Raw genomic sequence first — 19,700 nt, forward strand, 5'->3', positions numbered from 1 at the left:
CTTAGCGGTGGGTGAAGTCGGGTTGCCGCTTTTCGCTGAAGGCCGCCATGCCTTCCTTCTGGTCCTCGGTGGCGAAGAGCGAGTGGAACACCCGGCGTTCGAACAGCACGCCCTGGGCCAGCCCGGTTTCGAAGGCCGCGTTGACCGCTTCCTTGGCCACCATGGCCACCGGTTTGGACTTGGAGGCAATCACCTCGGCGGCCTTGACGGCTTCCTCCACGACGTCGGCGGCCGGAACCACGCGGGACACGAGCCCCGCGCGCTCGGCTTCCGCGGCGTCCATGAAGCGGCCGGTGAGGATCATGTCCATCGCCTTGGCCTTGCCCACCGCGCGGGTGAGCCGCTGCGAGCCGCCCATTCCGGGGAGCACGCCGAGGTTGATTTCGGGCTGGCCGAACTTGGCGTTGTCCCCCGCAATGATGAAGTCGCACATCATCGCCAGTTCACAGCCGCCGCCCAGGGCGAAGCCGGAAACCGCCGCCACCACGGGAATGCGGAGCCGGGTGAAGTCCTCCCAGCCGCGGAACCAGTCGGCCGCGTACATTTCCATGTAGCCCTTGGACTGCATCTCCTTGATGTCCGCGCCGGCAGCGAAGGCCTTGGCCGAGCCAGTCACCACGACGGCGCCGACCCCGGGGTCGGTGTCCATCGCGGACACGGCGGCCACGAGTTCGTCCATGGTGGCCTTGTTCAGGGCGTTCAGCGCCTCTGGCCGGTTGAGCGTCACGAGCCCCACGCGGCCGCGGCGCTCCACCAGAATGTTTGCGTAGTCGGTCATGCCTGTCCCCTCGGCTGATGTTCGGATTTGTCCCGGATGTCGGTGATGATGCCGGAGAAGTCCCGGCCAGCACCGCCTTCCGCGGCAAAGGTATCGTAAATTTCGGAGGCCAGCGGGCCCAGCCGGGCGGCGACGCCGGTGCTTTCGAGCGCGTTGAGCGCGAGCTTCAGGTCCTTGGCCATCAGCGCCCCGGCGAACCCCGGCTGGTAGTCGCGGTTGGCGGGACTGGTGGGGACCGGGCCGGGCACGGGGCAGTTGGTGGTCAGCGCCCAGCACTGCCCCGACGCGGCGGAGGCGACGTCGAAGAGCGCCTGGTGTGTCAGCCCGAGCTTCTCGCCGAGCACGAAGGCCTCGCTGACGGCAATCATTGAGACGCCCAGGATCATGTTGTTGCAGATCTTGGCCGCCTGCCCGGCGCCGTGCCCGCCGCAGTGGACCACGCGTTTACCCATCACCTCAAGCATCGGTTTGACGGCCTTAAAGTCCTCCTCCAGCGCGCCAACCATAAACGTCAGCGTTCCGGCTTCGGCTCCGACCACGCCGCCGGAAACCGGGGCGTCGACGGCCCGGTGGCCGGCCGCCACCGCCAGGGCCGAGGCCTCGCGGGCCTCGTCCACATTGATGGTCGAGCAGTCCAGGAACGTGGTCCCCGGCGCCGCGGCGGCCAGCAGGCCCGGCTGGCTGTGCTGTCCCGGCTCGCTGTGCTGTCCCGGCTGTCCCGGGGTGCCGCGGTAGGCGTCCAGCAGGTGTTTGCCGCTGGGCAGCATGGTCAGCACGACGGCGGCGCCCGCGACGGCTTCGGCGGCCGTGTCCGCGGTCGCGATCCCGCGGGCCCGCGCGGCTTCCAGCGCCGCCGGCACCACGTCGTAGCCGGTCACCGTGTAGCCGGCCTTGACCAGGTTGACGGCCATCGGGCCGCCCATGTGGCCCAGGCCGAGGAAGGCGATGGCGCCAAGGGCGGGCGTAGCGGTTTCCGGCGCAGCGGTCTCAGACATTGTTCTTCTCCATGTTCGTCTCTGAACTCTTCGCCTGCGGCGACAGCTGCAGTTCACGCTCCCCCAGCGGCGCGAAGTAGGCCTCGACGTCGTCGCCGCTGACCTCGGCCAGGCTGGCCGGCTGCCAGTGCGGCGTCCGGTCCTTGTCCACGACCTGGGCGCGGATGCCCTCGCGGAAGTCGGGCCCGGCGAGGAACCGCAGGCCCACCCGGTACTCCTGTTCCAGGGCTTCGGCCAGGCTCAGGCCGTGGGCGCGGCGCAGCGAGGCGAGCGCCACCTTCACGGCGGTGGGGGACTTGCCCGCGATGGTCTCGGCGACGTCGGCGGCCTCGCCGCCCACGGTGCGGAGCCGGTCCAGGATCTCTTCGGCGTCGTCGGACGAGTAGCAGGCGTCAATCCATTCCTGCTGCGCGGCGAGGACCGACGGGGGTGCTTCCCCGGCGAAGCGTGCGACGGCGGCGTCCACGGGTTCAGTTTCCAGCGCCGCGGCCAGTTCAGCGAGCTCTGCAGAGGGCACGAAGGTGTCCGCGAGGCCCAGGAACAACGCGTCGGCGCCGCTCAGATGCGCCCCGGTGAGGGCCGCGTGGGTGCCGGTCTCGCCGGGCGAGCGGGACAGCAGGAGCGTCCCGCCGACGTCGGGCACGAAGCCGATGGTGGTTTCCGGCATGCCCATCCGGGTGCGTTCGGTGACGATCCGGACCGAGCCGTGCGCGGAGATTCCCACGCCGCCGCCCAGGACCAGTCCGTCCATGAACGCCACGTAGGGCTTGGGGTAGTCCGAGATCAGCAGGTTCAGCCGGTACTCGACGGCCCAGAAATCCGCCGTCGCGTCGCCGCCGTCGAGCATGTCCCGGTAGATCGCCACGATGTCCCCGCCCGCGCACAGCCCCCGTTCGCCGGCGCCGCGGACCAACACGGCGGCGACGGCGTCGTCGTCGGCCCAGAGGGTGAGCTGGTCCAGCATCGCCGCCGCCATGCCGGCGGTCAGCGCGTTGACGGCCTTGGGCCGGTTCAGCGTGATGACGCCGAGCCGGCCGCGGCGCTCAAAGAGGACCTCGGCGGATTCTTCGGCGGTCTCATCGGAGGGCCGGGCCGCCATCAGCTGCCTTCCGGCATCACGAAGCTGGCGCCCTGGCGGATGCCGGAGGGCCAGCGGGTGGTGACCGTCTTGGTCTTGGTGTAGAAGCGGAAGGCGTCGGCGCCGTGCTGGTTGAGGTCGCCGAAACCGGAGGCCTTCCAGCCGCCGAAGGTGTAGTAGGCGATCGGCACCGGGATCGGGACGTTGATACCCACCATGCCCACCTGGACGCGGCTGGCGAAGTCGCGGGCGGCGTCGCCGTCGCGGGTGAAGATCGCCACACCGTTGCCGAATTCGTGTTCGCTGCAGAGTCGCAGGGCCTCGTCGTAGTCCTCGGCGCGGAGCACGCTGAGCACTGGGCCGAAGATCTCCTCCTGGTAGATCTTCATGTCCTTGGTGACGTTGTCGAAGAGGGTCGGGCCTACCCAGAACCCGCCGTCGTAGCCCTCCACCTTAAGGCCGCGGCCGTCCGTAAGCAGGCTGGCGCCTTCCTCGACGCCGGAGGCGATGTAGCCCTCGATCCGTTCCTTGGCGGAGGCGGCCACGACCGGCCCGAAGTCCGAGTCCTTGGCGAGGCTGTGGCCCACCTTGAGGTCAGCGATCCGTTCCTGCAGCTTTGCGACGAGTGCGTCGCCGGTGGCCTTGCCCACCGGGACGGCCACCGAGATCGCCATGCAGCGTTCGCCGGCGGAGCCGAATCCGGCGCCGATCAGGGCGTCCGCGGCCATGTCCAGGTCCGCGTCCGGCATGATCACCATGTGGTTCTTGGCGCCCCCAAAGCACTGGGCGCGTTTGCCGTGCGCGGCGGCGGTGGCGTAGATGTACTGCGCGATCGGGGTGGAACCGACGAAGCCGATGGCCTGGACGCGTGGGTCCTCCAGCAGCGCGTCCACGGCCTCCTTGTCGCCGTTGACCACGTTGAACACGCCGTCCGGCAGCCCGGCCTCGGTGAACAGCTCGGCCAGCCGCAGCGGCACGGAGGGGTCCCGCTCGGAGGGCTTGAGGATGAAGGAGTTGCCGGCGGCCAGGGCCGGACCGGACTTCCAGAGCGGGATCATGGCCGGGAAGTTGAACGGCGTGATGCCGGCGACGACGCCGAGCGGCTGCCGCATCGAGTGGACGTCGACGCCGGTCCCGGCACTGTCGGAGAACTCGCCCTTGAGCAGGTGCGGGGCACCGGCGGCAAACTCGACCACTTCGATGCCGCGCTGGATGTCGCCCTTGGCATCCAGGAAGGTTTTGCCGTGCTCGGAGGACAGCAGGGTGGCGAGCTCATCCATGTTCTGGTTGACCAGGTCCACGAACTTCAGCAGGACCCGGCCGCGGCGCTGAGGGTTCATGGCAGCCCATTCCAGCTGGCCCTTCTCCGCATTGGCGACCACGTTTCGGACTTCTTCGGCGCTGGCCAGGGGAAGCCTCGCCTGGACCTCGCCGGTGCAGGGATCGTAGACGTCGCTGAAGCGCCCCGAGGTGCCCTCCACGTGTTGTCCTCCGACGTAATGGGAAAGCTCACGAACCATGATGGAATGCTCCTTTGCATGTGACCTAGATCATCTCTGCACCCGAATATACTCGGACTTCCTACTAATCTCCAGAGTGCCCGGCCGCAGCGGCCTGCCCTGTCCGGCGCGTACTTGCCGCACCGCCGCCCGGCCAAGGAACGGTAAGTTAGGAACTGTGAAGATTGCTACCTGGAATGTGAACTCGCTCCGTGCCCGTGCCGACCGCGTTGAGGCCTGGCTGCAGCGCACCGACTGTGACGTCCTGGCCATCCAGGAAACCAAGTGCAAGGACGACAACTTTCCCTGGGAATTGTTCGAGCGGATGGGCTACGAGGTCGCGCACTTCGGCCTGAGCCAGTGGAACGGGGTGGCCATCGCCTCTCGGGTGGGGCTCGACGACGTCGAGCGCACCTTCATGAACCAGCCCGTCTTTGGCAAGGGCGGCAAGGACGAGGTGCAGGAAGCCCGCGCGATCGGTGCGACCTGCGGCGGGATCCGGGTCTGGAGCCTCTATGTCCCCAACGGGCGGGCGCTCGATGATGAGCACATGCCGTACAAGCTCAGCTGGCTGGACACGCTCCGCGCCCACGCCGAGGGCTGGGTCCGGGCCGACCCGGAGGCGCAGATCGCGCTGATGGGTGACTGGAACATCGCCCCGCGGGACGAGGACGTGTGGGACATCGACTACTTCCGCGCCGAGGGCCTGACGCATGTGAGCGAACCGGAACGCGCGGCCTTCCACGCCTTCGAAGACGCCGGGTTCACCGACGTCGTCCGCCCGCACGCGCCCGGGCCGGGCGTGTACACGTACTGGGACTACACCCAGCTGCGTTTCCCGAAGAAGGAGGGGATGCGGATCGACTTCGTCCTCGCCTCCCCCGCGCTGGCTGCCCGGGTCTCGGGGGCCTCGATCGACCGCGAGGAGCGCAAGGGCAAGGGCGCCTCGGACCACGCCCCGGTCATCGTGGAGCTGGCCGACTGATGGACGCCCGCCAGGGAAGCGCAGGCCCGCGATGACGGGCAACCTCTACCGTGGCCAGGCCGGATTGCCGTTCTCCTCCACGCTCCGGGTCTACGAGCCGCTGGAGGCCTTCCCGGCCGAGCAACAGGCGGCCCTGCGGACCGCCGGTGCCCGCGCGGAGTCCCGCGCCGCGGTGGAGAACGCCGAGCTGCTGGCCTCCCTGGGCCGCATCACCCGCCCCGGCGGGGATCCCTTCCCCACCGGACAGACCGACCTGGTGCGTGTGCTGGCCGTCAGCGGTTCCGCCGCCGCCCGCAACGACGCTGCCGGCAAGGGGGAGGAAATCGGCGACGGCGAAGTCCTGCCGGCCAGGCTGCTGTACTGCCCAAGCCAGCTGGTGCTCCGCGCCGGTCTGGCCGCCAACGCGTTGATGGAGGGGATCCACGGCCCGCTGGCGCAGCTGCTGATCCCCGAGGAGCAGCGGGACCGGCACCAGGAACGCATCGACCAGGTGAAGGCGCGCGAGGGGCTTGGCCGGGTGCACACCCGCGCGTCGACCTGGGGCATTCCGTTCAGCTGGTTCTGCCTCTTCCAGGAATCCGATCCCACGGACGTGGTGGAGTCCGACGGCCGGATCGTCACCGTGCGCATCCGGGCAACGATCGCCGCCGCACTGGAACGGGTCCGGCATGCCGTCGCGCATCTTGCCCTCGCTGCCCCGGACCTGGACATGCTGGAGGACCTGACCCAGCTCACCGAGTGGCTCGAACTCTTCCACCCCGAGTCGGTCGTGGAGCTTGATTACGGCGCGGTGGCGGACAAGGTCTACCCGGACGAGTCCCCGATGGACGTGCGGCTGGGGATCGAGTGCCTTGCCGAGGGTGACATGACCGGAGCGGCGGCCGCCTACCGGCGTCTTGCATCCCGCTGGATTCCGATCCGGCAGCTGGCCCGCGCCTCCTGAGCCCGTACCGCCGGCGCCGAAGCCCGGTCCCGGCGCCGAACCCCGCGGCCTAAGCCCGCCGGGATCCCTGGCCGGAAGCCGGGGCGAGCGGCACCGCGAGCAACGGGGCCGCCGTCGTGTCCCGCACGATCAGCCGGTGCGGAGCCACCGTGGAACGCACGGCCCCGGCAATCCCGTCGAGCTCATCGAGTAGCATCTTGGTACCGAGCTCGGCCTGCTCGTCGGGGCGCTGGCCGACGGTGGTGAGGCCGACGGCGGCGGAGAATTCGTGGTCATCGATCCCCACCACGGACAGGTCCTCCGGTATCCGGACGCCCGCCCGGCGGGCTTCGAACAGGACCCCCATGGCCATCTCGTCCGAGGCGCAGAAGATCGCGGTGGGCTTCGGTCCGGGCCGGTCCCAGAGCCGCTTGAACGCGTCCTGGCCGCTGCGGACGGTAAAGTCGCCCCACTCGTCCCATTCGGGCCGGACGTCGAGCCCGGACTGGGCCATGACATCCTGGAACGCCTTGATGCGTACCCGCGGAACGTCGAAGTTCAGGTCTGTTTCGTCGTCGCCGTGCAGCAGCGCGATGTCCTTGTGGCCCAGGCCGATGAGGTGGCGCACCGCGGTGGAGGCCGCCTCGTAGTCGTCGATCCCGATGTAGGCGCAGCCCTCGACGTGGCCGCCCACCACGACGAGCGGGATGTCGATTTTTTGCAGGTGCTCGAGTTCCTCGCGGCTCAGTGCCATGCAGAGGACCAGGAGCGCATCGATCTGCTTGTAGACCATGGTCTTGCTGAACAGCCGCTCGCGGTGGCTGCCGTGACCGCCCAGGTTGAAGAGCGAGAGGTTGTACTGGCGGCCGTGCAGCTCCCGGTCCGCGCCTTCAATGGCCTTGGAAAAGAACCAGCGGCTCACGAACGGGGCCAGCACCCCGATGGTCCGGGTGCGGCCGGTGGCCAGGCCCGACGCCGAGGAGGAGGCCACGTAGCCCAGGGCCTCGGCGATTTCGAGGATCTTTTCCCGGGTCGCGGGAGAGACCCTGGGCAGCCCCCGGACGGCCCGGGAGACGGTGGCGGTGGAGACGCCCGCGGCGGCCGCCACATCCTCGATGCTGACGCCGGAGTGGCCGCCGCGTTGCGCCCTGTCTGTTGTCCGTGCCACCGTATCCCCTTGTCGGCTACCCGCAGAAGCGCGGCTAGCGTGCCGCCCCCACGGCGCCGGTCCTTCCTAGTTTCCGATCCGCCCCAGCGCGCGCCCTCAGCGCCGCCGGGTGGCCGTCCGGCCGGGCAAACGCCGCCGGAGCCGGATCATTCCGTACAGGGCCAGCAGCGTCGCCAGCAGCCCGAGCGCCCAGCCGACGGCCGGCTGGGCGGTCACCTCCATCCAGACGGTGACCGCCAGCAGGACCAGCGCCCAGAAGCCCAGGAACCCGATGATGATGTCGAAGTCCTCGCCCGAACGCACCCTGCGGTGCGTGGGGTGGATTTCACCCTGGTTCTGTCCGCGTGCCATCAGTAATCCGCCATCAGGAAACCGTCACTTGACGGCGCCGGCCGTCAGCCCGGCCACGATCTTGCGCTGGAACACCAGCACCAGGACCACGAGCGGGATGGTCACGATGGTGCCAGCCGCCATGATCGCCGTGTAGGGGATCTGGTTGGGCTGTGCGCCGGCGAAGCTCGCGATGGCGACGGTGACCGGCTGGGTCGCGTCGGACGAAAGCTGGCTGGCGATCAGGAATTCATTCCACGAGGAGATGAACGCCAGGATGGCCGTGGTGAAGATGGCGGGAGCCGCGAGCGGCATGATCACCTTCCGGAAGGCCTGGCCCTGCGTGCAGCCGTCCACCCGCGCCGATTCCTCGAGCTCCCACGGCATTTCGCGGAAGAACGACGTCATCGTGTAGACGGTCAGCGGCAGCACGAACGAGATGTTCGGGATGATCAGGGCCTGGTAGGTACCCATCCAGCCGATGTTGGTGAACAGCTGGAACAGCGGGGTGATGAGGGCGACGCCCGGGAACATCGAGGCCCCCAGGATGAAGCCCAGCACAAGGAACTTGAACCGGAAGTTCAACCGGGCCAGGGCGTAGGCCGCGAAGACGCCGATCAGCAGCGAGACCACGGTCACCACGACGCCGATGAACACACTGTTCAGCAGCGCCTGGCCGAAGTGGTTCCCGAAGGACGTATCGAACGCGGTGTTGAAGTTGTCCAGCGTGACGTGCGTCGGCAGGATCGAGGTGTCGTAGGTGAACCCGACGTCGCGGAAGGCGGTCACCACCATCCAGTAGGCCGGGGCGAGGCACCAGATGAGGATCACCAGGGCACTGATGTAGGTCCGGCCCTGGGCCCACTTTTCCCGGTTCTGGGCGACCTTGCGCCCCCGGTCCTGCTGCGCGCGCAGCTCGGTCGCGGCGGTGGTCATTTCTTCCCCTTACTAGCGCCGGTCTGCTGCTCCACCACGTTCGCGCCAAGGAAGCGCACGAAGATGAAGGCGACAAGGAAAATGATGATGAACGTAATGGTGGACAGTGCCGCCGCCACGTTGAAGCCCTGCCTGATCTGGTTGATCACCAGGATGGACAGCGTGGTGGTGTTGTTGGCCCCGCCGGTCAGGATGTAAGGCAGGTCGAACATGCGCAGCGCGTCGAGGGTGCGGAAGAGGATGGCCACCATGAGCGCCGGCTTCACCAGCGGCAGGGTGATCATCCGGAACCGCTGCCAGGCCGAAGCGCCGTCAACCTTGGCTGCCTCGTACACCTCGGCAGGAATCATCTGCAGGCCGGCCAGGATCAGCAGCGCCATGAACGGCGTCGTTTTCCAGACGTCGGCGATGATGACCGCCCACTTGGCCGGCCACTCGCTGCCGGTCCACAGGATGGTCGTGTTGAAGAGCTTGTTGGCGATGCCCTCAAACGCGAAGATGAACAGCCACAGCTTGGCAGTGACGGCGGTGGGGATGGCCCACGGAACCAGCACTGCGGCGCGGACCAGGCTGCGTCCCTTGAAGGTGCGGGCCATGATCATGGCCATCCAGAAGCCGAGCACGGTCTCCAGGGCCACGGTCACAACGGTAAAGAAGAACGTCGTGGCGGTCGCGGACCAGAACTGGGAACCCAGGGTCCCCGGCGGGCAGGCGACTGTGCCGCCGTCGGGCGACGTGCACTGCTGGGCGATCCAGTTGACATAGTTCGAGAAGCCGGCCGGGCCGCCCTCGGTGAAGAGGCCGGTGGCCGGATCCAGGCCGGCGTCGGCCTGGAAGGACATCACGATGGCGCTGATAATCGGGTAAACGATAACGACAGCCAGCGCGATGATGGTGGGGGCAAGCAGCCAGGACGCCCACCTGCCCTGGCTGGCGATCACGTTGTCCTCCCCCACCCCCTTGGGTGCGTGGTGGAGCTCGGTCCCGCCCGACGCCGGCTTCTTAACCGGCGTCGGGCCCAATTCAGTTGCCATTTTGGACTACTTTGACTGGGTTTCGATGGACTTCTGCATGTCCGACAGCGCTGCGTCCACTGCCTTCTCGCCCTTGATGGCCGGGTATGCGTTGTCCTGGATGGCCTTGGTAACGGCCGGGTAGAACGGGGTCACCGGACGCGGGACGGCGTTCTCAATCGAGGTCTTCAGCACCGGCAGGTACGGCAGCTTCGCAACCAGTTCCTTGTCGTCGTAGAGCTTGGTCAGCACCGGAGCCAGCGAACCCTGCGTGGCGAAGAACTTCTGCGTTTCTTCCGTGGTGAGGAACTTCAGGAAGTCCAGCGCGGTGGCCTTGTTCTTGGAGTAGACGCTCATGCCGGCGCTGTGGCCGCCGAGCGAGGAGGCGCCGGGGCCGTCCTTGCCCGGGAGTGCGGTCATGCCCAGCACGTTCTTGACCTTGGAAGATCCTTCGGTGGTGGCCAGGTTGTAGACGTACGGCCAGTTGCGCAGGAACAGGAGCTTGCCGTCCTGGAAGGCCTGGCGGGATTCCTCTTCCTTGTACGTGATGGCTTCCTTCGGAATGTTGCCGTCAGCGTAGGCCTTGGCGAGGTTGCTGAGGCCGGTCTTGGCTTCCTCCGTGTTCAGGCTCGGCTTGCCGTCCTTGTCCAGCACGGAACCGCCGAAGGAGTTGATCGCCTCGGAGGCGTTCACCGTGAGGCCCTCGTACTTCGAGAACTGGCCGGCGTAGCAACCCATGTTCTTGGCCTTGGCGATCGAGCACATGCCCATCATTTCGTCCCAGGTCTTGGGCGGCGTGGGAACCAGGTCCTTGCGGTAGTACAGGATGCCGCCGTCGGAAGACTCCGGCGCGGCATACAGGGTGCCCTTGTAGGACGCGGCGTCGAGGGTCGGCTTCAGCATTCCGGCGGTGTCGAGCGCCATCTTGTCCTTGAGCGGCTGCAGCCAGCCCTTCGCCGCGAATTCGGCGGTCCAGACGACGTCAACGCTGACCACGTCGTAGTTGGCGTTCTTGGCCTGGAAGTTCTGGACGAGGTCATCGTGCTGCTGGTCGGCCTGGTCGGTCTGCTCCTTGAACGTCACCTTCTCGTTCGGGTGCGCGGCGTTCCACTTTTCGATCAGCGGCCGGACCACGTTGCTGTTGTCCTTGCCCTGCACGTAGGTGATGGGGCCGCGCCCGTCCAGGTTGGCTGCCGCGTCGCCGCCGCCGCCACCGCCCGTGGTGCCACCGCCGCCTCCCCCGCCAGCACAGGCCGAGAGGGAGAGAGCCAAGACACCGGCCGCGGCTACGGGAAGTAGGTAATTACGGGATTTCATACAGGTGCTCCTCGCTGAGTACCGGCTGGACCGGTGGTGCAGTTGGTGTGGTGACCATCACACTAGCGACCCGGCGGTGAGGAATGCAAGCGTTTACATTAAACCTTTACGCAATGGAGACCGCCTGCGGCGGCGGTCATTCCGCGCGTTGCCGCGGCGGTGCGGGGTTGCCATCGGGCTGGGGCCTGCGTTTCCGGTGGGGCAAATGTGTCCAAGACCTCACCGTCAGCCGGCCGAAGCCCGGCGTCGGCTCAGCGGACGCGTTCGGCGCGGCCGAACCTGGACCGAGCGCCGGAGCCGATGTGAATCAGCACGGGTGTGCGCTTCCCGATCACGGCATCCAGTGCCTCCACCAGGGCCGAGACCTCCGCAGCCAGGATGTGCGGGGCGACGCCCTGGCGCGGTTGTACCCGGATCCGCAGGGCCGGCTCGCCGGCAAACTCGTAGGTGGCCACCGTGGCGCCTGCCAGGTCAGGCCGGTCGGCCAGTGCCGCCCTTAGGGCCTGTTCCGCCACACCGCCGCCGATCCGGACATTGCCGGGCACTTCGCCGGCGTCGTCCTCGGCGACGAGCAGGTTCGCGCGGCCTTTGCCCTGTTGCGCCAGCCAGGCCACCATGACCCCGATGACGAGCAGCAGCAGGACCACTATGACGATCCACAGCCAGCTCTCGGTCCCCCCGGGGAAGCGGGTGCGGTCGAAGAGTCCGCGGGCGCCGGCCCATACCCCCGCCGACCAGTACTGCCACCAGCGGCCGACGGCGGGGACGGTGGCCAGCAGGATCAGCAGGGCCCCGATGACCAGGAGCTTGGCGCCGAGGATGCCGATCAGGATCCGGTTGAGGATCCGCGGGGTACCGTTCACGCGCCGATCACCCCCGAGGAGGCCAGGTTGACCCGGACCTCCGGCAGGGGCGAGAGCGCCATGTCTCGGAGCTCCGCCTCCACGGCGGACTGGACGTCCGTTGCGCGGAGCGGCACACCGGAGGTGGGCCGGACGTTGACCAGCACCTGCCGCCGGGACACCACCACCATCACCTGCTCCTGCGTCACGTTGGCGGCGAGCCGGGCGCGCCGCGCCAGCGCCGAGGCGATCACCTCGTCATCGACCACGACGGCGGCCCGTGCGTCGGCGAGCACGTGCCGGGCCCGCCGTCCGGGCAACACCGCGTTGAGGAAGAAAAAGAGCCCGGCCGCGAACAGCACCGCGCCGACGACGCCGAGCAGGAGCGGCGGGACTCCGGCCGGGAGGGCGATGACTTTCTCGGCGGCGGTCTGCGGATCGATCAGCCACGGCGGCTGCCCCACGGCCCGCACCGCCGTTTCCAGCAGGGCGTAGACGCACAGCCCGATCACCAGGACTGCCGCGATGACGGCGGCGGACGCCCGGGACGAGCTGGTCTCGCGGGCCAGGACCCGCTCGGTTACGGCGTCGCCTGAGTCTGCCCCGGGACTCGCGGCGGGACCGGATCCGGCTGGGTGGGTGCCCGTGGCAGCGGCCTCCGGGGACCCGGCGCCGCCGTAGGGGCGTTCGGCGGCCTGGCTCACCGGACCCGCCCTCCGTCACTGACGCTGGCCCCGCTGATGCGGATGTCCACCCGGCTCAGCTGCGCACCGCTGAGCTCCGTCACGCGGCGCAGAATCTCCGCCTTCGCGGCCACCGCGCGGTCCCAGATGGGGCCGCCGAAGGATGCCACGCGGGCCGGGTCCCGGAGCACCGCGGTGAGCGACGGGACGGCGATAGGCGTGACGAGGGACAGGGCCAGCAGGCCGTCGTCGTCGGCCCAGTCGGCCCGGACGTCCTGCGGCGGCACACCGAGCGCCTCCGCAGTTGCGGCCCGCGCCACGCTCGTGAGGGCCTGGGTGCTGATCCGGTTGTGTCCGGCCAGCAGCCGTCCGGCGGTGGAACTCATGAGGAGGAACGCCGGCCCGTGAGGGCATCGACGACGCTGCGCAGGTCCAGTTTCCCTTCCGCCGCACGGCCCAGCAGGGCTCCGACGGCCATGAAGAGCAGGGAGCCGAGGAAGCCCCAGGCCCCGAACGTGAAGGACATGAAAGCCAGGAAAGCGCCGGCCGCAATGCCGACTACGGTCAGGTTCACTGCAGGGCCTCCCTCGTGGGTCGTGCCTCGCCGGAGGCCGCGGGCTTGGGCGGACCGGGGACGAAGACGTCATGGATCTCGATATTGACTTCAATGACCTGGAGGCCGACGAGTTCCTCCACGGCGGCATAGACAGCCGCCCGGATTTGGTCCGCCAGGGCATGCAGCGGGGTGCCGTAGAGCGCCACGAGGTCAATGTCCACGGCCACCTGGGTCTCGCCGACCTCGGCGCGCACCCCGGCAGCGTGGTCCGAACTGCCGACCGCGTCGCGGATGGCGCCCAGGGCGCGGGAAGGCCCGGTGCCCAGGGAATACACGCCGGGAACGGCGCGGGCGGCGATGCCGGCAACCTTGGCGACAGCGGCTTCGGAAATCACGGTGCGGCCGGTCGCGGCACGGGCCGCCGCCGGCAGACCCACCCCGGGATCCGCGGACTGAGGATTCTGGTACTCCATCTGGCACTCCCCCTTCTCTTTGACACCACCCTAGCCCTTAGGGCCGACGGTGGGGCCACATCGCCTGGATTTCCGGGCCGCTTCGGACCCGGGAGCCATGTGCCCGAGGAGCTACTTGCAGTTGGCGGCAATCCAACCGGTCACGGGAGCCATGGCGTCCTGGAACTTGCCGCTGGAATAGACGGTCTGGTCGCTCAGGCCCGCGACGGCGACCTCGTTGAGTTTGGCGAAGTCGGCCTTGAGGCTGTCCGGTACGCGTTCGGCCGTGCGGCTGAGTTCGGCCTTGAGCTGCTCAAGTTCGGCGGTTTTGCCCTGTGCCGCCGAGAGCGGGAACAGCGAGGCGCCCGTGGCCTGCTCCGAAATCGTCTTGCAGGCCTCGGCCGCCGTCGGGAAGTCGCCATAGGGGCCGGCGGACTTGGTGGGGCTGGGCGTCGAGGAGGCGGACGGTGCGGGGGCCGACGACGACGGCGGGGCCGCGGCTTCCGGCGCAGAGCAGGCGGTTAGCGCCAGGGCGGCGAGGAGGGCGGTCACGGTCAGCGGGCGTGCAGTTTTCGTCAAAATCACTCTTCTGGTCGGGCGTGCGCCGCGGATCCGTCCAGGGACTGTCCGCAGCGATGGCGTTCTTCCCCAGCGTGCGAGTCTAGCCGGGAGTGCCGGCGTGTCCCCAACCCTGGTCACGGCGCCCGTGTCGGGCGAGGGAATTATCGTCCCGCGCGGCGTTGGACAGCTAATTGTTGGTCACGCGCTGTTCGGGCAGGCGGACCGCCTCGGGCATGGGGAGATAATACGCGCCGGTGTAGCGTGACGAGTCCCCGGTCAGGGCCCAGACCGAGCCGCGCCGGCGGCCGGCGCGGCTGTCGAGGGTTGTCCGGTCGCGCGCGGCCAGGCGGTCCAGGACCGAGGCGATGACATCCTCATGCGTGCACAGGACGGTCCCCGTGCCGCGGGCATTGTCGACGAGCCGCATCGCCCGTTCGATGCGGCCATCGGAAAGATCGCTGGCCACTTCCACCGTCAGGGATGCACGGCGTGCCAACGGTTCAACAGTGCCGATACACCGGGCGGCCGGCGCGGAGAGGATCCGGTTTATTTCGAAGAACGAGCCGAGTCCTTCGAGGGAGCGGGCTGTCGTGCGTCCTTCATGGGCCAGCGGCCGGGTGATTTCGGAGTGGTCCCACAGCTGGCGGGGTGTTGCCGTGGCCCCGCGGATAAGCAGCAGCATCCTGTCCCGGGCCGGCACCGCACGGATCCCAAGTTCCCGCTCCAGGACGCCGCCCAGTGCGAGAAGCACGGGCCGTTCGCGTGGTTCGCTCAGCGTGCGCAGCGCAGCCGGAATGCTGAACCAGCGGGCCTCATCCACTTCATCGTTGGCCGAGAAGACGCCGCCCTGGGCCTCCGCGGCCCAGTAGCGCACCGTCTTGAGGCGCCGGCGGCGGTCCAGATAGGTCACCTGCGGCAGCTCCGCACCGGCCCGGCAGACGAGACCCGTCTCCTCGCCCACTTCCCGCAGTGCACATTCCTGGTCCGTCTCGCCCGGTTGGGCTTTTCCCTTGGGGATGGACCAGTCCTGATGACGGCGCCGGTGGACCAACAGCACCTCCAGCGCGCCCTCCCTTCCGATCCGCCAGGGGAGGGCTCCCGAGGTCGCGGGCCTCGCCGGCGTTCCCTCGCGGATCGCGCCCCGCGCAGGCAGCGGCAAGGCTGGAGGATCTTGGGCCCCCTGCAGCCCGTCGAGCCGGCTGTAGAGACCGCCGGCGGCGAGGAGTTGCCGGTGGTTACCGCTTTCCACAATCCGCCCGTGGTCCAGCACGTAGATCTTGTCCGCGCGCCGGAGAGTGGAGAGGCGGTGCGCAATCACGATGACAGTCCGCCCGGCCATCAGCCGGTCCATTCCCTCCATCACGTATTGTTCGGAGATGGCGTCCAGGCCGGAGGTGGGTTCATCGAGGATGACGATCGGTGTATCGCGGACCAGGGCCCGGGCGATCGCGATCCGCTGGCGTTGTCCGCCGGAGAGGCTGACGCCCCGCTCGGCAACCGGGGTGTCATAGCCCAGCGGCAGCTGATCAACGAATTCATCGACATGCGCGGCGTGGGCTGCGGCGAAAACCTGTTCCGGAGTGACGTTGTCCGATCCGTAGGCAATGTTGTCGTAGATGGTGCCGTGAAACAGGATGGATTCCTGCAGGACCATCGAGATCTGCTGGCGCACCGAGGCCAGCTGCAGTTCGCGGACGTCCACGCCGTCGAGGAGAACAGCGCCGCCCGTCACGTCGTAGAGCCGCGGAATAAGGCTGACCACCGTTGACTTGCCCGCACCGGTGGGCCCGGTCAGCGCAATCATCCGGCCCGGCTCCACACGGAGGTTAATCTTGTGCAGCACCTCGGAATCGTCGTAGTGGAAGTCGACATCTCGAAGCTCCACCGCGCCCGCCAGCCGCAGCGCCGGCGGGGCACCGGGCGGGTCCGTGATTGCCGGGGCGGTGCTGAGGACGTCCTGGAGCCGCTCCGCGCTGACCTGGCCCCGGCTCATGACCGTCGTCAGCTTGGAGAGTTCCTTCATCGGATCGTAAAGGGCTTTGAGGTACGCCAGAAAGACCAGCAACAGTCCCAGCGTCATCGAACCGTCCAGCACCCGCTGCACGCCCGCCCAGAGCACGACGACGGTGCCGAGTGTGACGATGACATCCACCAGCGGGGACAGTGCTGCCTGCAACCGGACCAGCCTCAGGCCCGCATTCATCCGCGCGGCATTGCGGAGCTGGAAATCGGCCTCATGGCGCGCCTCGCTGGAAGAGGATTGCATAACCCGCACCGAGGAGAAGGTCTCCGCCATCGTGGAGGCAATGTCGCTGTCCCTTCTCCGCGCGGCCCGGGACGCAGCCTTGATGCGGGGGCGGTACATCAGCACCGTAGCGAACAGCACCGGTGAGACCGCCAGGGCAATCATGGCGAAGCCCGGATCAACCACCACGCAGATCGTCGTGATGAAAGCCAGAATGAGGATGTTGGGTACCAGGACAGCCAGCATTGAGATGATCATGGCGCGCACGTAGTCGACATCCGTGGTCGCCCGCGTCACCAGATCCCCGAGCCTCTGCTTGTCGTGGAAGGACAGGGAGAGCCGCTGGAGGTGGGTGAACACCTCGGAGCGGACGGATGCCATCACCCGCTCTCCGACGCCGTTGAGCAGCCGCGCCCCAAAATAGTTGGCCGCCGCATTCGCCAGGGTGAACACCAACAGGCACGCAACTGCCACCACCAGCAGCTGCTGACCTTCCAGCCCGGCCGCACCGAACGTTCGCAGGAACTCGTTCTTGCTCGCAGCGCCCGGGGTCTTGAGCACATCGTCGACAATGACTTTCAGGGGCCACGGCAGCGCCACCTGCAGGGCAGCCGCGAGGACCACCAGGGCAGCTCCGGCGGCCAACGCCGCGGCGCGTGGTGCCAAGGCGCGGCGAAACCGCCAAAAAGTCACAAACATCTGGGCGCCCTTTGCCCGGCGAAGCGGCCGCTCCGACGGCGCCGGGCGAGGCGGCCGCAGGCAGCGGGGTTGAAGCGGGCCCCTGCACACGGACACTTCCCAACGGTGTCCGTCTCCTGCAGATCCGAGCTGTCGGCGATCTCCACTGAGCGTCCTCCCCCTCTACGCCATGGGTTCGCTCAATGTCTACCCCCTGCGCCGCGTCCTGTCTATCCGTAGCCTCTGCGTAGTGCCTGCAGGTTCGGACCGAGCTTACGGGCATCCTCGATTGCTCCAGAGGGGCCGTTTCACGCCGCAATAGGGCCATTACGGAGCGGCGGGTGGGTTAAAGAAGAAAAGCACCAGTTCGTTTATGAACTGATGCTTCCCAGTGGTGGCTCCGACCGGCGTCGATCCGGTGACCTTTCGATTTTCAGTCGAACGCTCTACCAACTGAGCTACAGAGCCTAGGTGACGTGTCACCATGACGGCCGGAATTTCTTCTGGCAATCAGAGCGACCCTGACGGGACTTGAACCCGCGACCTCCGCCGTGACAGGGCGGCGCGCTAACCAACTGCGCTACAGGGCCTTGCTTTTACTGCTTGTTTACTGCTTTTTCTTGCTGCCTGCAGTATCGCTACTGCAATTTTTCAAGGCCTTTAGCCTACCAGACTTTTTCATCCGGCTTGACCAGTTCCTTGCGTACCCCCAACGGGATTCGAACCCGTGCCGCCGCCGTGAAAGGGCGGTGTCCTAGGCCGCTAGACGATGGGGGCCAGGACGCCATCCGGTAAAACCCACTGAACAAGGGCAAAAATTAAGGGCCGAAGCCTTCCGTTTTTGTTCCCTTCGGGTTCCTCCGAACTGGACCTATAAAACTATAGGGCCAACTTCCGGAATCTCCAAAATCCACTCCACAACCCGGGAATAAGCTCTGGACAGGGCCCATGCGGCTGTGCGGATGATGGTCAGATGGACGCCACCGCTGCCCTCAATGAGATCGCTTTCTGGCTCGAACGCGAACGCGCCACCACCTTCAAGGTCCAGGCGTTCCGCAAGGCGGCCGAACTCATCGGAGGCTTCTCCCCGGGGGAACTGGCCGCACGGACGGCGGACGGCCGGCTGAAACGGATGAAGGGGATCGGCGACCGGACCTTCGAGGTGATTGCGCAGGCGGTCGACGGCGGCGTCCCCGACTACCTCGCGGGCCTGCGGGAACGTGGCGCCGAGCCCCTCGCCGCCGGCGGCCATGAACTGCTGGCGAACCTCCGCGGCGACCTGCACACGCACAGCGACTGGTCCGACGGCGGCTCGCCGATCGAGTCCATGCTGGACGCGGCCCGGATGCTGGGCCGTGAGTATCTGGCCTTGACCGACCACTCCCCCAACCTCAAGATCGCTAACGGCCTCAGCGCCGAACGCCTCACCGAGCAGTTGGAGGTGATCGCGGGGATCGTGGCCGCGCAGGCCCCCGGGGCAGGCGCAGGCCACCCCCCGGTCCGACTGCTCTCCGGCATCGAGGTCGACATCCTGGAGGACGGAGCGCTGGACCAGGCACCGGAACTGCTGGACCGCCTGGACATCGTGGTGGCGAGCGTGCACTCGAAGCTCCGCTCGGACAGCCGGACCATGACCCGGCGGATGCTGGCCGGGATCGAGGATCCGCACACCAGGGTGCTCGGCCACTGCACCGGCCGCTTGTTGAACGGCTCCCGCGGGACGAGGCCGCCCTCGGACTTTGACGCGAGGCGGGTGTTCGCGGCATGCGCGGCGAACGACGTCGCCGTCGAAATCAACGCACGGCCGGAGCGCCAGGACCCCCCGGATGAACTGATCCAGCTCGCGCTCGACGCCGGCTGCCTCTTCAGCATCGACAGCGACGCGCACGCTCCGGGCCAGCTGGACTTCCTGCAATACGGCGCGGAGCGGGCCGCCCGGAACGCCGTCCCTGCGGAGCGGATCATCACCACCTGGCCGGTGGAAAGACTCCTCGAGTGGTCCGGACGCGGAGAGTAGCGGCCGGGGCCAGGCGGGCGCGGCGCTCAAGCAAGCAACAACACAGCAAGCGTAATCATCACGACGGCGATTGCGGCGTCGAGCACCCGCCAGGCCGCCCGGCGCCGGAACAGGGAGGCCAGGAAGCGCGCCCCCGCGCCAAGGGCGGTGAACCACGCAATGCTTCCAAGGCCAGCGCCGGCCGCGAACCACCAGCGTCCGGACTCGCCGTGGGCGGCCGCGAGCGACCCGAGCAGCAAGACGGTGTCCAGGTAGACGTGCGGGTTCAGCCAGGTGAAAGCCAGGCAGGTGGCCAGTACGGCCGCCCTGCTGCCCGGGGGCTTATCCCCGGGCAGGTCCAGTTGTTCCCCGCCGATCGCGCGCCGGGCCGCGAGCGCTCCGTAGACGAGCAAAAACGCGGCTCCCGCCCACTTGATCACCACGAGGGCGGCGGGCGCCCGGTCCAAGAGGACGCCGATGCCGGCGACGCCCAGCACGATCAGCACCAGGTCCGAAACGGCACAGACAGCCACCACCATGGCCACATGGGAGCGCTGGATGCCCTGTCGGAGGACGAAGGCATTTTGCGCGCCTATGGCCACAATGAGCGACAGGCCGGCGGAGAGGCCGGAAAACAGGGGAAGGATCACCCTTCGACGGTAAGCG

Annotated in this window: 20 protein-coding genes and 3 tRNA genes; 3 read left to right on the forward strand and 20 right to left on the reverse strand. The window is 68.0% G+C overall.

What is annotated here, in order from left to right; genetic code table 11:
• Position 1: 1 nt before the first annotated feature.
• The 4 genes from AC1DBD_RS06665 to AC1DBD_RS06680 are packed head-to-tail and all read right to left on the reverse strand — an operon-like array spanning position 2 to position 4,371.
• Complete coding sequence (locus AC1DBD_RS06665; protein WP_476892907.1) at positions 2-778, reverse strand: enoyl-CoA hydratase; 777 nt, start codon at positions 776-778, stop codon at positions 2-4.
• The gene (mmsB, locus tag AC1DBD_RS06670; RefSeq protein WP_476981707.1) at positions 775-1,773 is read right to left on the reverse strand and encodes a 3-hydroxyisobutyrate dehydrogenase; all 999 of its coding nucleotides are present in this window, start codon (positions 1,771-1,773) and stop codon (positions 775-777) included. The genes AC1DBD_RS06665 and mmsB overlap by 4 nt, the downstream gene beginning before the upstream one ends.
• Positions 1,766-2,872 (reverse strand): enoyl-CoA hydratase/isomerase family protein, encoded by a 1,107-nt coding sequence (locus AC1DBD_RS06675; RefSeq protein WP_476981708.1) that lies wholly within the window; start codon positions 2,870-2,872, stop codon positions 1,766-1,768. The genes mmsB and AC1DBD_RS06675 overlap by 8 nt, the downstream gene beginning before the upstream one ends.
• Positions 2,872-4,371: a CoA-acylating methylmalonate-semialdehyde dehydrogenase gene (locus tag AC1DBD_RS06680; protein WP_476892910.1), complete on the reverse strand. Its 1,500-nt coding sequence runs from the start codon at positions 4,369-4,371 to the stop codon at positions 2,872-2,874. Before AC1DBD_RS06680 ends, AC1DBD_RS06675 begins: the two co-directional genes overlap by 1 nt.
• 157 nt (positions 4,372-4,528) lie before the next feature.
• Between AC1DBD_RS06680 and AC1DBD_RS06685 the strand changes: the two genes are divergently transcribed.
• Positions 4,529-5,335, forward strand: coding sequence for an exodeoxyribonuclease III (locus AC1DBD_RS06685; RefSeq protein ID WP_441417969.1), 807 nt, complete (start codon positions 4,529-4,531; stop codon positions 5,333-5,335).
• Between the two features lie 31 nt (positions 5,336-5,366).
• Entirely contained in the window at positions 5,367-6,278 is a 912-nt protein-coding gene (locus AC1DBD_RS06690; protein ID WP_441417970.1) for a DUF8083 family protein, read from the forward strand.
• Between the two features lie 49 nt (positions 6,279-6,327).
• Here the strand turns inward: AC1DBD_RS06690 and AC1DBD_RS06695 are convergent, their stop codons facing one another.
• The 15 genes from AC1DBD_RS06695 to AC1DBD_RS06765 all read right to left on the reverse strand — a co-directional run bounded on the left by AC1DBD_RS06695 (position 6,328) and on the right by AC1DBD_RS06765 (position 17,815).
• Complete coding sequence (locus AC1DBD_RS06695) at positions 6,328-7,425, reverse strand: LacI family DNA-binding transcriptional regulator (protein ID WP_476892911.1); 1,098 nt, start codon at positions 7,423-7,425, stop codon at positions 6,328-6,330.
• 96 nt (positions 7,426-7,521) lie between these two features.
• Positions 7,522-7,776, reverse strand: coding sequence for a hypothetical protein (locus AC1DBD_RS06700; protein ID WP_441417972.1), 255 nt, complete (start codon positions 7,774-7,776; stop codon positions 7,522-7,524).
• A 24-nt stretch (positions 7,777-7,800) separates the two neighbouring features.
• On the reverse strand, positions 7,801-8,691 hold the full coding sequence (locus AC1DBD_RS06705) for a carbohydrate ABC transporter permease (protein WP_441417973.1): 891 nt from the start codon (positions 8,689-8,691) through the stop codon (positions 7,801-7,803).
• Positions 8,688-9,725 carry a carbohydrate ABC transporter permease gene (locus tag AC1DBD_RS06710; protein ID WP_441417974.1) on the reverse strand — a complete coding sequence of 346 codons (1,038 nt, stop codon included), beginning with the start codon at positions 9,723-9,725 and terminating at the stop codon, positions 8,688-8,690. The genes AC1DBD_RS06705 and AC1DBD_RS06710 overlap by 4 nt, the downstream gene beginning before the upstream one ends.
• Before the next feature lie 6 nt (positions 9,726-9,731).
• Positions 9,732-11,021 carry an ABC transporter substrate-binding protein gene (locus tag AC1DBD_RS06715; RefSeq protein ID WP_441417975.1) on the reverse strand — a complete coding sequence of 430 codons (1,290 nt, stop codon included), beginning with the start codon at positions 11,019-11,021 and terminating at the stop codon, positions 9,732-9,734.
• Between the two features lie 251 nt (positions 11,022-11,272).
• Positions 11,273-11,884: a hypothetical protein gene (locus AC1DBD_RS06720; protein WP_441417976.1), complete on the reverse strand. Its 612-nt coding sequence runs from the start codon at positions 11,882-11,884 to the stop codon at positions 11,273-11,275.
• Positions 11,881-12,567, reverse strand: coding sequence for a hypothetical protein (locus AC1DBD_RS06725; RefSeq protein WP_441417977.1), 687 nt, complete (start codon positions 12,565-12,567; stop codon positions 11,881-11,883). Before AC1DBD_RS06725 ends, AC1DBD_RS06720 begins: the two co-directional genes overlap by 4 nt.
• Positions 12,564-12,932 carry a hypothetical protein gene (locus AC1DBD_RS06730; RefSeq protein ID WP_441417978.1) on the reverse strand — a complete coding sequence of 123 codons (369 nt, stop codon included), beginning with the start codon at positions 12,930-12,932 and terminating at the stop codon, positions 12,564-12,566. The genes AC1DBD_RS06725 and AC1DBD_RS06730 overlap by 4 nt, the downstream gene beginning before the upstream one ends.
• Positions 12,929-13,120 (reverse strand): hypothetical protein, encoded by a 192-nt coding sequence (locus AC1DBD_RS06735; protein WP_441417979.1) that lies wholly within the window; start codon positions 13,118-13,120, stop codon positions 12,929-12,931. The genes AC1DBD_RS06730 and AC1DBD_RS06735 overlap by 4 nt, the downstream gene beginning before the upstream one ends.
• Positions 13,117-13,575, reverse strand: a complete 459-nt coding sequence (locus AC1DBD_RS06740; RefSeq protein ID WP_441417980.1) for an Asp23/Gls24 family envelope stress response protein — start codon at positions 13,573-13,575, stop codon at positions 13,117-13,119. The genes AC1DBD_RS06735 and AC1DBD_RS06740 overlap by 4 nt, the downstream gene beginning before the upstream one ends.
• A gap of 111 nt (positions 13,576-13,686) precedes the next feature.
• Positions 13,687-14,133, reverse strand: a complete 447-nt coding sequence (locus AC1DBD_RS06745) for a hypothetical protein (protein ID WP_476981709.1) — start codon at positions 14,131-14,133, stop codon at positions 13,687-13,689.
• Positions 14,134-14,302: 169 nt separating this feature from the next.
• Entirely contained in the window at positions 14,303-17,059 is a 2,757-nt protein-coding gene (locus AC1DBD_RS06750) for an ABC transporter transmembrane domain-containing protein (RefSeq protein WP_476981710.1), read from the reverse strand.
• A 371-nt stretch (positions 17,060-17,430) separates the two neighbouring features.
• Positions 17,431-17,506 (reverse strand) — tRNA-Phe (locus tag AC1DBD_RS06755).
• 48 nt (positions 17,507-17,554) lie between these two features.
• Positions 17,555-17,628, reverse strand: a tRNA-Asp gene (locus tag AC1DBD_RS06760).
• Positions 17,629-17,742: 114 nt separating this feature from the next.
• Positions 17,743-17,815, reverse strand: a tRNA-Glu gene (locus AC1DBD_RS06765).
• Positions 17,816-18,011: 196 nt separating this feature from the next.
• Here AC1DBD_RS06765 and AC1DBD_RS06770 point away from each other — a divergent pair.
• Positions 18,012-19,055, forward strand: a complete 1,044-nt coding sequence (locus AC1DBD_RS06770; protein WP_476981711.1) for a PHP domain-containing protein — start codon at positions 18,012-18,014, stop codon at positions 19,053-19,055.
• A gap of 26 nt (positions 19,056-19,081) precedes the next feature.
• Here the strand turns inward: AC1DBD_RS06770 and AC1DBD_RS06775 are convergent, their stop codons facing one another.
• The gene (locus AC1DBD_RS06775; RefSeq protein WP_441417987.1) at positions 19,082-19,684 is read right to left on the reverse strand and encodes a LysE/ArgO family amino acid transporter; all 603 of its coding nucleotides are present in this window, start codon (positions 19,682-19,684) and stop codon (positions 19,082-19,084) included.
• Positions 19,685-19,700 lie beyond the last annotated feature (16 nt).

This window comes from Arthrobacter sp. 10T419 (assembly GCF_056394105.1).

Coding starts and splice junctions, on each gene's coding strand:
- AC1DBD_RS06740 (WP_441417980.1), bottom strand. CDS start 13,575: ATGGAGTACCAGAATCCTCAGTCCGCGGATCCCGGGGTGGGTCTGCCG.
- mmsB (WP_476981707.1), bottom strand. CDS start 1,773: ATGTCTGAGACCGCTGCGCCGGAAACCGCTACGCCCGCCCTTGGCGCC.
- AC1DBD_RS06730 (WP_441417978.1), bottom strand. CDS start 12,932: ATGAGTTCCACCGCCGGACGGCTGCTGGCCGGACACAACCGGATCAGC.
- AC1DBD_RS06700 (WP_441417972.1), bottom strand. CDS start 7,776: ATGGCACGCGGACAGAACCAGGGTGAAATCCACCCCACGCACCGCAGG.
- AC1DBD_RS06710 (WP_441417974.1), bottom strand. CDS start 9,725: ATGGCAACTGAATTGGGCCCGACGCCGGTTAAGAAGCCGGCGTCGGGC.
- AC1DBD_RS06680 (WP_476892910.1), bottom strand. CDS start 4,371: ATGGTTCGTGAGCTTTCCCATTACGTCGGAGGACAACACGTGGAGGGC.
- AC1DBD_RS06770 (WP_476981711.1), top strand. CDS start 18,012: ATGGACGCCACCGCTGCCCTCAATGAGATCGCTTTCTGGCTCGAACGC.
- AC1DBD_RS06705 (WP_441417973.1), bottom strand. CDS start 8,691: ATGACCACCGCCGCGACCGAGCTGCGCGCGCAGCAGGACCGGGGGCGC.
- AC1DBD_RS06750 (WP_476981710.1), bottom strand. CDS start 17,059: ATGTTTGTGACTTTTTGGCGGTTTCGCCGCGCCTTGGCACCACGCGCC.
- AC1DBD_RS06690 (WP_441417970.1), top strand. CDS start 5,367: ATGACGGGCAACCTCTACCGTGGCCAGGCCGGATTGCCGTTCTCCTCC.
- AC1DBD_RS06715 (WP_441417975.1), bottom strand. CDS start 11,021: ATGAAATCCCGTAATTACCTACTTCCCGTAGCCGCGGCCGGTGTCTTG.
- AC1DBD_RS06675 (WP_476981708.1), bottom strand. CDS start 2,872: ATGGCGGCCCGGCCCTCCGATGAGACCGCCGAAGAATCCGCCGAGGTC.
- AC1DBD_RS06665 (WP_476892907.1), bottom strand. CDS start 778: ATGACCGACTACGCAAACATTCTGGTGGAGCGCCGCGGCCGCGTGGGG.